The organism is Pedobacter polysacchareus (assembly GCF_019802255.1).
In the GTDB taxonomy this organism is placed as follows: domain Bacteria; phylum Bacteroidota; class Bacteroidia; order Sphingobacteriales; family Sphingobacteriaceae; genus Pedobacter; species Pedobacter polysacchareus.
Genome location: NZ_JAHYSS010000006.1, coordinates 295,912 through 310,929, shown reverse-complemented (window position 1 = coordinate 310,929; position 15,018 = coordinate 295,912). Strand labels below are relative to the sequence as shown.

The following is a 15,018-nucleotide window of genomic DNA, read 5'->3' as shown; positions in this document are numbered from 1 at the left end:
CCTGCCTTCATTTTATACAAATTAGCGCTCTACCATTGAAAAGAATTCTGTACGCTGTATTTCTATTTTTACTGTTTCTAGGGAATACTGCTATTGCACAGCGTTCTTTTAGCGTACTGAATGGTATCCCGCAATTAGCGGTGGTAGATCAGCACAGCATCAGCAGTCCTAAAACAGGAATGTTGATCTATAGTAGTGTACAGGCGAAACCTTTAATCTATAACGGCAGCAGCTGGGAAACCCTGTGTACGAATACCATGCAGATGGTGAGTCCGGAGGATTATTTTATGGTCAAAGACGGGGTTTCCTATTTGCCGGTATTGGCTAAAGACCCTGTAAAAAGTGTCACGCCAGGCACGATCTATTTCTCTTCCATCCAGAAGTCGGCCATGGTTTACGACGGTGCGGTATGGGTAAAAATCCAGGACCTGAGCAGAAGTATCTTCACACCAAGTACTGGCTTTATGTCAGGAACAGAAGCACAGACCTTTAAACTCCCGGTATTATCTACAGATCCGGCCATCCTTTCCGTACAAACCGGTGCATTTTACCTCAATGCAGCCAGCAGGACACTCCGTTATTTTGATGGCCTGATCTGGCAGGACATCAGGTGCATGGCCGAAGTGTTGACCCTGGAGGTGACCGATATTAAAGGAACCACCGCATTAGCGCATGGCGAAGTGATCAGCAATGCAGGATCTGACGTGACGACAAGAGGTTTTTGCTGGAGTATCGGCCCTAATCCAGACATTTCTTTAAACACAAAAACAGTTAATAATGTGAGCGGTGCTGGATTAGGCACATTCAGCAATACATTGAGCGGTCTGCTTCAAAATACGACTTATCATGTGCGTGCTTATGCTACCAATAGCCAGGGAACTGTGTATGGGGAAGACAAAATTTTTACTACGCTTTTCGACCTGGCCACGATCATTACTTTAGATTTAAACAACATCAGCAGTATTGATGCGATCAGTGGCGGCGACATTACTGATGATGGCGGCAGCCCGGTTTCGGCCCGCGGTATTCGCTGGAGCATCAAAGGCGATCCGCTGGAAGATAAAGACGCCATACTGACCAACGATGGTTCAGGAGTAGGCGTTTTCCCAAGTTCATTAGTGGGCTTACTGGGAAATACAACTTATTATGTGAGGGCTTATGCGGTAAATACGATGGGCATCGCCTATGGTAATTTACTGAGTTTTACCACGCCGCCGCCAGTGCCTCCAGCATTGAGTTCGGCAACAGTCAACGTGACCCACATTACTGATAAATCCGCCAAAGGCGAAGTCAATATATTAAACAATGGAGGAGCGCTGGTTTCTGAAAGAGGTTTTGCCTGGAGTACCGATCGCGTCACCTGGATTCATGGGACTTCAGAAACTATTAACCCAACAGATATTGGCGTTTACATTGGGAATCTAACCAATCTGGCTCCCGGAACTACTTATTTTGCCAAAGGATATGCGACCAATAGTGCCGGTACAGCTTATACAAGTGAAACCAGTTTCATCACCAATTCGCTGGCGCTGATCACCACCATTAAGCCAAACAACCTGACCGGGATCTCTGCTTATAGTGGGGGGCAGATCAGCCACAATGGTGGAGCTCAGATTACCCTGAGGGGAATTTGCTGGAGCAGCAGTCCTGAGCCAACCATAGACCTGCCTACAAAAACAGATCAGTCTTTTTCTGGGGATGGCAGCGGAGGTTACAACAGTCTGATCAAGGATTTAGTACCTGCAACTACTTATTATGTGCGTGCTTATGCGATCAATGCAGTAGGTGTAGCTTATGGTAATGAAGAAGTATTCCGTACACCTGATTATCCAGTGGTAAGTACGCTTGCCGCAGGTTCTTTCTTTAACAACACGGCCAAAGGTGGTGGAGAAGTATTGAAGGATGGCGACGCACCGATTCTTACACGTGGTGTAGTCTGGAATTTATTAGAGAACCCCACACTGAGCAACAGCTCCAGCAGCAGCAATGGCAGCGGTCTGGGAGTATTCAGCAGTACGATGACTGGCCTTGAGCCGAATGCGGTATACCATGTGCGGGCTTATGCCACCAATGTGGTGGGTACTTCGTACGGTGCCGATAAAACTTTTAGCCTGATTCCAGGAATTCCGGAGGTCAGCACGCAGCCGGTAATTGCGATTACCAATATGACCGCTACCGGTGGTGGTATCATTACCAGCAACGGCGATGCAGATATTATTGCCAAAGGGGTATATTGGAGTAAAACCAGTGATCCTGGGGACGACCTGGAAGCAGGGCAAACCAAAGATGGTCCTGGTGCAGGAACCTACCAGAGTTTCCTGGGGAACCTATATGGAAATACGACGTATTACGTCCGCGCTTATGCAGAAAATAAGTTTGGAAAAGCATATGGCGACCTGCTCAGTTTTGTAACACCAGCTCCTCAGCTCCCTACACTGGCTGCACAAAACCTAATCATTACCAATGTTAAAGATACCCAGGCACATGGTCAGGTAGCGATCCTAAACAATGGCGGTGGAAAAATCTTATCCAAAGGAATTGCCTACAGCGCAGATAAAATCACTTACCTGCAGCAGGAAGCCATAGAGCCCGGAGATGTGGGTGGATTTAATGTGCAGCTGGAAGGACTTTTACCAGGCACAGTTTACTATGCCAAAGGTTATGCAACCAATAGTGCAGGCACAGTGTATACCAGAGAAATGAGTTTCATCACCCCATTGTACATCAGTATCAATACCTTGCCGGTGACGCAAATTAGCAGTTTTACGGCCAGTAGTGGTGGACAGATTTTAAACCCTGGAAGTTCAGGGATTTCCTTCCGTGGCGTTGCTTATGGCACCAGCCCAAACCCAAGCACCTGGGGAACTGTAGTCAGCAATGGCGAAACCGGAGCACAATTTAGCAGTTACCTGACCGGACTAACCGGCAGTACCAGATATTACGCACGTGCTTACGCAGGAAATGGCGTGGCTACCGTTTACGGAAATGAAGAAACATTTATGACTGCCCCGGCAGTATTACCAGCAATTACCACGCTGAATATCGAAAATATAGGTGGGGTAACCGCCTCCGCAAGAGCAGAAATCATCAACGATGGTGGAAGCTTTGTAAGCTCAAGAGGGATTTGCTGGAACACCACAGGTGATCCTGAAATCACAGATGGCAATAAAGTAAGCGGCACAGGGAAAGGGATTTTCTCTGCAGGAATGATAGATTTACTGCCATTAACGAAGTACTATGTACGTGCTTATGCCATCAATGAAGTTGGTGTGGTTTATGGAAATGAACTGACTTTTACCACAGCAACTACCGCAACATTGACCACCTTACCAGTTACCGCGATTACCGCTAATACAGCAAGCAGCGGGGGTAACATCAGTACAGATGGAGGAACACCAGTATTACAAAGTGGACTTTGCTGGAGTACCGCAGGTTTGCCAACTACCGATGACGCCCATACCACAGGTGGGGCAGGAATTGGTAATTTTGTTCAGGGCATCAACGAACTGATCGGAAGTACCACTTATTATGTCCGTGCTTATGCCATCAATAGTGCAGGTACGGCCTATGGTAATGTGCAGCAATTTGTAACTGCGCCACCAGTGCTGGCTACCATCAGTACCACTACGGTGACCAGTGGTGAGCAAGGAGTAACTGCCATCAGTGGCGGAACGATTTTAAGCAATGGCGGGGCAGTCATCACTGAACGTGGTTTAGTCTGGAGTACGCAGAAAGGCTTCGATCCGGCAGATCCGAATACCAAAACGCTCCACTCATTTGGTGCAGGTAGTTTCGCCATGACCATGAATAACTTATTACCGGGTACTGTATATTATGTGCGTGCTTTTGCCACTAATAGTGCCGGTACTGCTTATGCAGCTAACGAAATAGAATTTACCACTTTCGGTTTCCCGGAATTGAGTACCAGCGATATCGCCGCAAACACGATCAGCAGTATGACTGCTACTTCCGGCGGAACAATTACCAGCAATGGTGGTACCCCGGTCACTTCGAGCGGTATATGCTGGAGTAGCCATCAATTGCCAACCATCAGTGATCAGCAATTCGGAAATGGGGCAGGTATGGGGAACTTTGTTTCTCCAATTGCCGGTCTGCTAGGAAATACGACTTATTATGTAAGGGCCTATGCGATGAATACCGTAGGCATCACTTATGGCGAAGAAAAAAGCTTTACCACTTTGCCGCCAATTCCGGCTACATTAAAAACCAATCCAGCTGTTGCCGCTTCTACAACTACGGCCAATGCCGGTGGAACGATATTTACCAATGGCGGAGCATTAGTGACCACCAGAGGGGTAGTCTGGAGCACAGATACCAACTTTAATCCGGATACCATTGCCCTAAATAAAACTTCAGAAACTGGCTATTTTACTGGTAGTTTTACCACCAAAATAACCGGCTTAAAACAGCATACGATTTATTATGTGCGCGCTTATGTGACCAACAGCGCGGGAATTACCTATGGCGATGTGGTTAACTTCATGACACCTCAATTGCCGGTATTGACTACTGCTTTTTCTAAAGGAACGGGCAGTACTACGGCCATTTCTGGTGGTGACATTACCGATGAAGGCGGATCTAATGTATATGCGCGTGGTGTGGTTTATAGTCCGGTACCGGTATTTAATCCGGATACGATCACGGTCAACAGAACCAGCAATGAGCGTGGAGTCGGTGCCTTTGAAAGCCCACTTAAAAACTTAAAAGCGAATACGACTTATTACGTACAGGCTTATGCGACAAATGTTGCCGGAACAACCTACGCCAACCTGCTGAATTTTAGCACAGATCCACCGGTATTGGCCCAGCTAACCACCAGAGCGGCAGTAGCGATCACCGGATCAGCAGCGACTTCCGGAGGAGATATTTTTGATGATGGTGGCGCCGCACCAACTACCAGAGGAATGGTATGGAGTACCCAGTCTGGCTTCAGACCAGATACGGTGATCCATCAGAAAACAGTTCAGGCGGGGCTCGGAAAAGGAGGCTTCCTGAGCACAATTCCAGGCTTAAAAGCTGGAACTACTTATTATATGCGTGCATATACGATCAATAGCGTAGGTACAGCTTATGGAAATGAATTGAGCTTTACCACATTGATCGTGCCTGAATTGACCACTTCAGAAGTCACCGTTTCTTCTGCAGGAATCACAGCGATCGGTGGTGGTACCATCATTTCTGATGGGGGAGCAACGGTAAACAACCAGGGAGTTGTGTGGAGTACCACACCAAATCCTATGGTAGGTACGCTAAATGAAACCAGAAATGATACTGGTCCAGGAAATACATTCCTAAGCAACCTGACTGGATTAGAACCGATCACTTTATATTATTTGCGTGCTTATGCAGTCAACAGTCAGGGTACAGCTTATGGAAATGAAGTTACTTTTACCACTTCTGCAATATTGCCAGCTTTAAGTACCAATTACGCAACTGCTGCTTCTAAATCAACAGCTACTACCGGTGGTCTGATCACTAAAGATGGCGGTGCTCCGGTAACGGAACGCGGGGTAGTGTGGAGTACCGACCGTAGCTTTAACCCGGATGCAGAGTTGATCAACAAAACAGCCGACGGTATAGGAATGGGGACATTCAGCAGTGAAATGACCGGCCTGAAACTGAGTACCGCTTATTTTGTCCGTGCTTATGCAAAGAACAGTATTGGTACTGCCTATGGCAACCAGGTTACCGTTACATTATTTCCAACAGCTCCGATTCTGAGCACCACAGCGGTGACGGAACTCGGTGGCTATACTGCCAGCAGTGGTGGACTGATTAGCAGTGATGGCGGTGCCGATGTGACCCAGAAAGGTCTGGTATGGAGCATCAGAAGCAACCCAACCATCAACGATAGTAAAACTTTAAATGGTCCGGGTCAGGAGACCTATACGGCGGTCATGATCGGTTTAATCCCGAATACTTTATACTATGTCCGCGCCTATGCACAGAATAAAATCGGAACTGCTTACGGTGTAGAAAGAACCTTCCTGACCGATGCGCTTCCTACTTTGACGGTGACTACAGCGGTTACAAATGTGATTGCAACTACCGCTACCAGTGGTGGAGACATTACCGATGATGGCAGGTCGCCAATTCTGGTGAGAGGCCTAACCTGGAATACAACCGGTGAACCTACGCTGGAAAAAGGAGCGAAAACAATTGATAAAACAACTACAGGAATCGGCAAATTTGAAGCCTTCCTGACCGGATTGTCTGGTGAGACCACTTATTATGTCCGCGCTTATGCAACCAATGCGGTAGGTACCACTTATGGCAGCCAGATTTCCTTTACCACCAAGCCGGTGATGTTGCCAACCCTGCAAACGAACAGCCCAACAGCGATCGAAAGCATCAAGGCAATTACCGGAGGAAATGTAATAGACGATGGTGGAATGCCTGTAACGCAGCGCGGCGTCTGCTGGAGTACCAGCCCGAATCCAACTACGGCTTTAACTACAAGATTGAACCATGCCACTGGGGGTACAGGAGATTTCTCCATTCCTGTAACCGGATTAATACCAGGGACTAAATATTATATCCGTGCCTTTGCGACCAACACTAAAGGGACCGCTTATGGCGAAGAAATGAGCTTTGTTAGCCTGGCCATTCCGCCAGCTGTAGGCATGGCCATCGTGTCCAATGTATTGGGCAATAGTGTAGACCTGAGCGGGACAATAACCAATAATGGTGGTGATGAAATTACCGATCGCGGTTTCTATTACAGCAAGGTATCGAAAATACCGGTGCTTCCTTTAAACCCGGACAGTTTGATTTCTGCAGGTGTAAATGGTGCTTTTGCAGGAACGTTGAACGGGTTAATCAGTGGAGGAAAATACTATATCTGGGCTTATGCCAGCAATAGTATGGGTACCGGCTTAAGTACTGCGCCAACTATGACCACCACGAAAACGATCCCTGTTTTAAGCACAACCAAGCCGTATAATATCCTTAAGACCAGCGCCAGTTCTGGTGCAGGCGCTTTCATGGACGGTGGTTCAGTGGTAACGGCAAGAGGAACGATATGGGGTACAACAAAGGAGCTAACCATAGATTTACCGACTAAAACAGCAGACGGTACAGGATCTGCTGCCTTCGTAAGTGCATTAACTGGCCTGGAGAAAAGAACGTTATATTATGTTCGTGCCTATGCTACCAATGCTATAGGAACAGGATATGGTCACCTCGACAGTTTAACGACCGTAGATATTCCTATCGTAACCACCACATTGATGACTTCGATCAAGAGTACTTCGGCAATTGGCGGTGGTGATGTATTGGATAAAGGTGGTTTACCGCTAAGTAACAATGGAATCTGCTGGAGTACCACACCGAATCCTACTTATGAAAATAGTGCCAGACTGGTGGTCGGAACTGCTGCAGGAATATTTACTGGTGAAATAAGGGGCTTAACCTTATCGACGAAATACTACTATAGGGCATTTGCAAACAATGCGCAAGGGCTGGCTTATGGTGAAGAATATAGCTTTACAACACTGGCAGAAATGCCGGTAGTATCGGTTGTGACCTTAACAAAAGCACAGTTAACCAGTGTAGATGGAGCGGCAACGATTACCAATACAGGTGGTGGTGGCATCACCGACCGCGGTTTCTATTGGAGTACTGCTGCAAAAACACCAGTATTGCCATTAAATCCAGATAGCGTTCTTTCTTTAGGGACAGAAGGGACATTTAGTGGAAACATCAAAGGCCTGAGTCCAGGCGTAAAATATAATTTCTGGGCCTATGTGACCAATGGAATTGGTACTGCATTTAGCGCCACACCAACGGTATTAAACACACCAGCACTCCCATTAGTCAGCACTACCGCAGCATCTGCCATTACGGAAACTACGGCTGCTACCGGTGGTACGGTTACCTATGCAGGGAATCTTACAGTGACCGGCAGAGGGGTAGTTTGGAGTAAAGAAAAAGATCCAACCATTGCGCTGGAAACAAAAGTATCTGGCGGATCGGGAATGCTGGGCTTCAATGTTTCCATCACCGGTTTAACCAGAGGAACTAAATATTATATCCGCGCCTATGCGACCAATGATATGGGAACTGCTTATGGCAATCTGGACAGTTTAACCACCATGAATGTGCCCTCGCTGAAAACCAGTCCGGCTACAGAAATCACCGCTGCTGCGGCAACTGCAGGAGGGGAAGTGATCAATGAAGGTGGTATGAAAGCCACCGCTCGCGGACTGGTTTGGAGTACCACAAATAACCCAACCATTGCTTTAACTACCAAAACTGTGGATGGGGCAGGGACAGGGGTGTTTGTGAGCAAGCTGACTGGTTTATTACCGGGTACGGTGTATTACTTCAGAGCTTATGCGACCAACACCTTAGGCACTGGTTATGGCCCGCTGGACAGTCTAAAAACAGCACTGACCTTGCCTTCGGTCACCAAAGTTAAAATTGATAAAACAACAGCATCTGCAGTTCATTTATCTGCTCAGGTATTGAGTTATGGTGGTGCAGAAGTGATCGAACAAGGTTTGGTATGGAGCAGTACCTCAAAAATACCAACGATCACAGATCAAAAGATCATTGCCGGATCTAACCAGGGTCCTGACCTTACTGGTATTTTAGATCAGCTGCTGGAAAACCCAACCTATTATGCACGTGCTTACGTCATCACTAGTGTGGGGATCAGCTACAGCGATGAAGTGAATAGGTTTAAATTCTGTAAGCCTTTTACCATGACCCATACCGCAGGTTCGAATGGTGCTCCGGTTTCTAAAACGGTGGATTATACGACGGTAAGTACAGATATTACAGGTACCGCACAATGCTGGATTGCACAGAATCTTGGTGCAGATCGTCAGATCACCAGTGTTACAGATTACACGGAACCTGCTACAGGCTGGTTCTGGCAGTTTAACCGCAGCCAGGGCTTTAAACAGGATGGAAGTGTAAGGACGCCAAATAATGCAGCTGCACCATGGATTGCAACCATTGATGAAAAGAGCGACTGGCTGCCGGAGAATGATCCATGTGATGTTTTACTGGGTGGCGGATGGCGTTTGCCAACAGGAACAGAATGGATCAATGCCGATGGCCCGCCTCAAAATTGGAATACCATTCAGGATACCTACAATTCTGTATTGAAACTTAATGCAACAGGTTTAACCAATGGCTCAAATATGCAGTATCAGGGTAATTATGGTTATTTCTGGAGCAGTACCGCGCAGGCTACGAATACGGCTAAAGCCATGATCAGCAGTTCCACTGCTTCGGTAATGGATATGGCAAAATCTTATGCTTTCTCTGTACGTTGTTTAAGAGATTCAATTGTGCTGGCGAAACCAAGGGTAGGCAATGTGATCGCTCCTGTTTCAGGAATGAAGGTGAATTCAGCAGATGTTAGTGCGAAGCTGATTTCAGATGCAGGCATGCCAGTTCTTGCACGTGGTTTCGTATGGAGTACAAAAAACACAGTACCTGAATTGAAAGACAATACCGTAGCCGGATCGAACCTGCAAACTTTTACAGCCACATTGACAAGCCTTACGGAAGGACCAACCATTTATGTGCGTGCCTTTGCTACCAATGCAAACGGTACCAGTTACAGTGTGGAGACGACGAGCTTTAAAATCTGTAACCCGTTTACAGTGACACATACTGCTGGATTAAACGGGGCTCCGGTGACTAAAACGGTAACTTACGGAACGATAAGTTCTTCGATGTCTGGTGCACCACGCTGCTGGACTACACAAAATCTGGGTGCGGATCGTCAGCCGACCACTATTAATGATTATGCAGAACCTGCTACAGGTTGGTTCTGGCAGTTTAACCGCAGTCAGGGATATAAAATTGAAGGAACAGTAAGAACACCGGATAATATCGTTAAACCATGGAATTCTACCATTAATGAAAACAATGATTGGCTTCCGGAGAATGACCCTTGTGACCTGTTGCTGGGTGGCGGATGGCGCTTGCCAACCGCAACAGAATGGACCAATGCTGATGGGCCGCCTCAAAACTGGAATACCGTAACAGATACTTACAATTCTCCATTGAAACTGATCAGTTCAGGTTATACCCTGGGAGCAGCGATCCAGTATCAAGGTACAAATGGGTATTTCTGGAGCAGCAATATGTCTGCAGGGGATATGGGTCGATTAATGGTAACAGGCGGAACACCTCAGGTGATGAACCTGAATAAAAATTATGCATTCTCTGTTCGTTGTATCAGAGATACGATTACATTAATGAAACCAAGGTTAGGGCTGGTAACAGTACCAGTCTCAGGTATGAAAGAGGCATCCGCAGAGGCGACAGCACAAATCACCTCAGACGGTGGATCTCTGGTAACTGCACGTGGTTTTGTATGGAGTACCACGAATATAAAGCCAGAATTGACAGACAATAAAGTACCTGCATCAGCAAACCTGGAAACTTTTATCAGTACTTTAAATGGCCTTTCCGAAGGACCTACCATTTATGTACGCGCTTATGCAACCAATGTATATGGTACTGGTTATAGCCCGGAAGCCACCGGATTTAAAATTTGTAACCCGATAACGGCGATCCATGTGGCCGGACTGAATGGCGCAGCGGTAGATAAAAACGTAACTTATAATACAGTCAGCACTTCAATATCTGGTGCGCCGCGCTGCTGGATTACCCAGAATCTGGGTGCCGATCGCCCGGCCATTTCTGAAACTGATGATGCCGAAGCTGCAGCAGGATGGTACTGGCAGTTTAACCGTAAACAAGGGTATAAATATGATGGGACTACACGCGTACCTTCGAATGCCTGGACGATATGGAATACAGCCATCAGCGAAGCGGGCGACTGGACTTCCGCGCAGGACCCTTGTGTACAGCTGCTCGGTTCAGGATGGAGAATACCTACTTTCACAGAATTGAAAACAGTGATGACTGTACCAAAAGCCTGGGGCCCCAGATCTGATGCTTATCACTCTGTCTTGAAACTGCATGCTGCTGGATCTTTCAATATCAATGGTCTTTTTACGAACCGTACCACCCTATATTACTGGTCAGGGACAAGTAATGCTGCGACAACTGGAAAGATCATCTACCAAAACGGGTCATTTAGTACCTTTGATAACAATAAATCAGAGGCCTTGCCGGTTCGCTGTATTCGTGATGAAATCACAGCAACCCTACCTTCAGTGAGCAATGTAACCGTACCGGTTTCAGGTATGACTGCTGATGCGGCAGGTACCAGTGCCACGGTGAGTGCTGCAGGAACGGCTGCGGTAACTACCCGCGGGATCGTATGGAGCACAACGAACAAAATCCCAACTATTGCAGATCAATCCCTGACCAGCGGAAGCGGAACTGGTGATTTTACAGCCGCAATGACTGGACTAACGGAAGAAGCCACCTACTATGTAAGGGCCTTTGCACAAAGCAGTGTAGGAGTGGCGTATAGCCCTGACGTGAGCAGCTTTAAAATCTGTAACCCGGTTACCGTGATCCATAGAGCTGGCTTTAATGGTGCACCAGTAGATAAAACGATTACGTATCAGGTAGTGAGCAGCAACCTGACCGGAGATTCACGCTGCTGGTTAGCCCAGAATCTGGGCGCTACACAACAAGCAACTGCCCACAATGATGTGACGCCAGAAGCTGCAGGCTGGTACTGGCAGTTCAATACGGTACAAGGATATGAGCAGAATGATACGGAACGTATTCCGGTTTCACCAACCTGGGCACCATGGCCGAAAGCGCTGACCGGAACTACAGACTGGCTCCCTGCCAACGACCCATGCCGGTTATTGCTGGGCGGTGGATGGCGCATGCCTACTGCTGCAGAATGGACGGCTGCAGATGCTCCGCCACAAAACTGGCTGAAAGATCAGGATGCTTACCAGTCTGCATTAAAATTACACAATGCCGGAGTTTTGGATGTGAATACAGGATTTAAGGGCACTACTCGTGGAGTTTCAGGACACTACTGGAGCAGCACTCAGATTTCTAACCCTGTCTATGCAATAGCCCTGCAGATTGGGGCCAATAGGAGTGATGTGAACACGTCATCGAGTTCAGAAAATGCCAGGTCATTGGGTAAATCTATACGCTGTTTACGCGATGCGTTAGAATCAACTGTTCCAGTAGTCACCTCAGCAAGCGTTCCGGTTTCCGGAATGAAAGCAAGTTCAGCAGCGGCTTCCGCTACGGTGGTAGCCAACGGAGGATCTGCCATTACTGCAAGGGGATTGGTATGGAGTACCACTAATATGACACCTGATCTGAATGACAATGTATTGCCGGTTAGCGGAAATACGACCGGAGATTTTAATACCACAATCACCGGTCTTGTAGAAAGTCCCACTTATTATGTACGTGCTTATGCCACCAATAGTAAGGGAACAGCTTTCAGTACGGAGGTCACCAGTTTTAAAATCTGTAACCCGGTTACGGCGATCCATGTGGCCGGACTGAATGGCGCAGCGGTAGATAAAAACGTAACTTATAATACAGTCAGCACTTCAATATCTGGTGCGCCGCGCTGCTGGATTACCCAGAATCTGGGTGCCGATCGCCCGGCCATTTCTGAAACTGATGATGCCGAAGCTGCAGCAGGATGGTACTGGCAGTTTAACCGTAAACAAGGGTATAAATATGATGGGACTACACGCGTACCTTCGAATGCCTGGACGATATGGAATACAGCCATCAGCGAAGCGGGCGACTGGACTTCCGCGCAGGACCCTTGTGTACAGCTGCTCGGTTCAGGATGGAGAATACCTACTTTCACAGAATTGAAAACAGTGATGACTGTACCAAAAGCCTGGGGCCCCAGATCTGATGCTTATTACTCTGTCTTGAAACTGCATGCTGCTGGATCTTTCAATATCAATGGTCTTTTTACGAACCGTACCACCCTTTATTACTGGTCAGGGACAAGTAATGCTGCGACAACTGGAAAGATCATCTACCAAAACGGGTCATTTAGTACCTTTGATAACAATAAATCAGAGGCCTTGCCGGTCCGCTGTATTCGTGATGAAATCACAGCAACCCTACCTTCAGTGAGCAATGTAACCGTACCGGTTTCAGGTATGACTGCTGATGCGGCAGGTACCAGTGCCACGGTGAGTGCTGTAGGAACATCTGCGGTAACTACCCGCGGGATCGTATGGAGCACAACGAATAAAATCCCAACTATTGCAGATCAATCCCTGACCAGCGGAAGCGGAACTGGTGATTTTACAGCCGCAATGACTGGACTAACGGAAGAAGCCACCTACTATGTAAGGGCCTTTGCACAAAGCAGTGTAGGAGTGGCGTATAGCCCTGACGTGAGCAGCTTTAAAATCTGTAACCCGGTTACCGTGATCCATAGAGCTGGCTTTAATGGTGCACCAGTAGATAAAACGATTACGTATCAGGTAGTGAGCAGCAACCTGACCGGAGATTCACGCTGCTGGTTAGCCCAGAATCTGGGCGCTACACAACAAGCAACTGCGCACAATGATGTGACGCCAGAAGCTGCGGGCTGGTATTGGCAGTTCAATATGGCACAAGGATATGAGCAGAATGATACGGAACGTATTCCGGTGTCACCTGTTTGGGCTCAATGGCCGAAAGCGCTGACCGGAACTACAGACTGGCTTCCTGCCAACGACCCATGCCGGTTATTGCTGGGCGGTGGATGGCGCATGCCTACTGCTGCAGAATGGACGGCCGCAGATGCTCCGCCACAAAACTGGTTGAAAGATCAGGATGCTTACCAATCTGCATTAAGATTACACAATGCCGGAGTTTTGGATGTGACGACAGGCCTAAAAGGCACTACTCGTGGAGTTTCCGGACATTACTGGAGCAGTACACAGATTTCTTATCCTTCTAATCCTGCCTATGCGATGGCTTTGCAGATTGGGGCCAATAGGAGTGATGTAACCACTGGCGCAGGTTCAGAAAACGCCAGGTCATTCGGTAAATCTATACGCTGTTTACGTGATGTGGTAGAATCAACTGTTCCAGTACTGACCTCAGCAAATGTTCCGATTTCCGGAATGAAATCAAGTTCAGCTGCAGTTTCTGCAACAGTCGTTTCCAATGGGGGAGCTGCCATTACTGCAAGGGGATTGGTATGGAGTACCAGTAACGCCAAGCCAGATCTGAACGACCAGGTGCTGCCGGTTAGCGGAAATGCGATAGGAGATTTTAATGCCACATTAACCGATCTTGCAGAAGGACAGGTGATCTATGTGCGTGCTTATGCCACCAATAATAATGGAACAGGTTTCAGTGCGCAGGTCAGCAGTTTTAAAATCTGTAACCCGGTAACTGCAGTTCATTTGGCCGGACTCAATGGTGCCCCCGTAGATAAAACAGTTACTTATGGCACAGTGAGCACAAGTCTGACTACCGAGCCAAGATGCTGGATTACCCAGAATCTGGGTTCCGATCGCCAGGCCATCTCTGAAACTGATGATTCGGAAGCCTCAGCAGGCTGGTATTGGCAGTTTAACCGTAAACAGGGCTATAAACATGATGGGACAACGCGTACGCCAGCTGCGCCATGGACGAACACGATCTCTGAAGGCAGTGATTGGACACCTGCACAGGACCCTTGTGCGTTGTTACTGGGCACAGGCTGGAGACTGCCTACTTTTACGGAAATGAAAACTACAATCGGTATCCCACAGATGTGGAATACCAGAGTAGAAGGTTACAATTCTATACTAAAACTCCATCCTGCGGGAACAGTTGGTAGCAACGGTAACTTTACCACACGGTATAACTTGTATTATTGGTCGGCAACCAGCAGCACGGCTACTACTGCTAAAATGCTCTATCAAAATGGTGCATTCAGTACCTCGGATAACAACAAAGCAGAGGCCTTGCCAGTACGCTGTCTGAAATAAGCAGTTGGAATTGGTGTTGCGCTTTCTACTTTTTTTTTCTGCGGTTTATACTTTTTATAAAGCGAAAAACACTCGTTTTTGGCTTTAAAGGCAGAATATCTCCAGGTTGAAGCATGGATTGTACGAATTCTTGTTAGATTTAATC

General features: G+C 47.4%; 1 protein-coding gene. It reads left to right on the top strand.

Annotated features, from left to right (window positions below; translation table 11 throughout):
- The first annotated feature begins 35 nt into the window (after positions 1 to 35).
- Positions 36 to 14,873 (top strand): fibrobacter succinogenes major paralogous domain-containing protein, encoded by a 14,838-nt coding sequence (locus tag K7X70_RS18815; RefSeq protein ID WP_222538528.1) that lies wholly within the window; start codon positions 36 to 38, stop codon positions 14,871 to 14,873.
- Positions 14,874 to 15,018 lie beyond the last annotated feature (145 nt).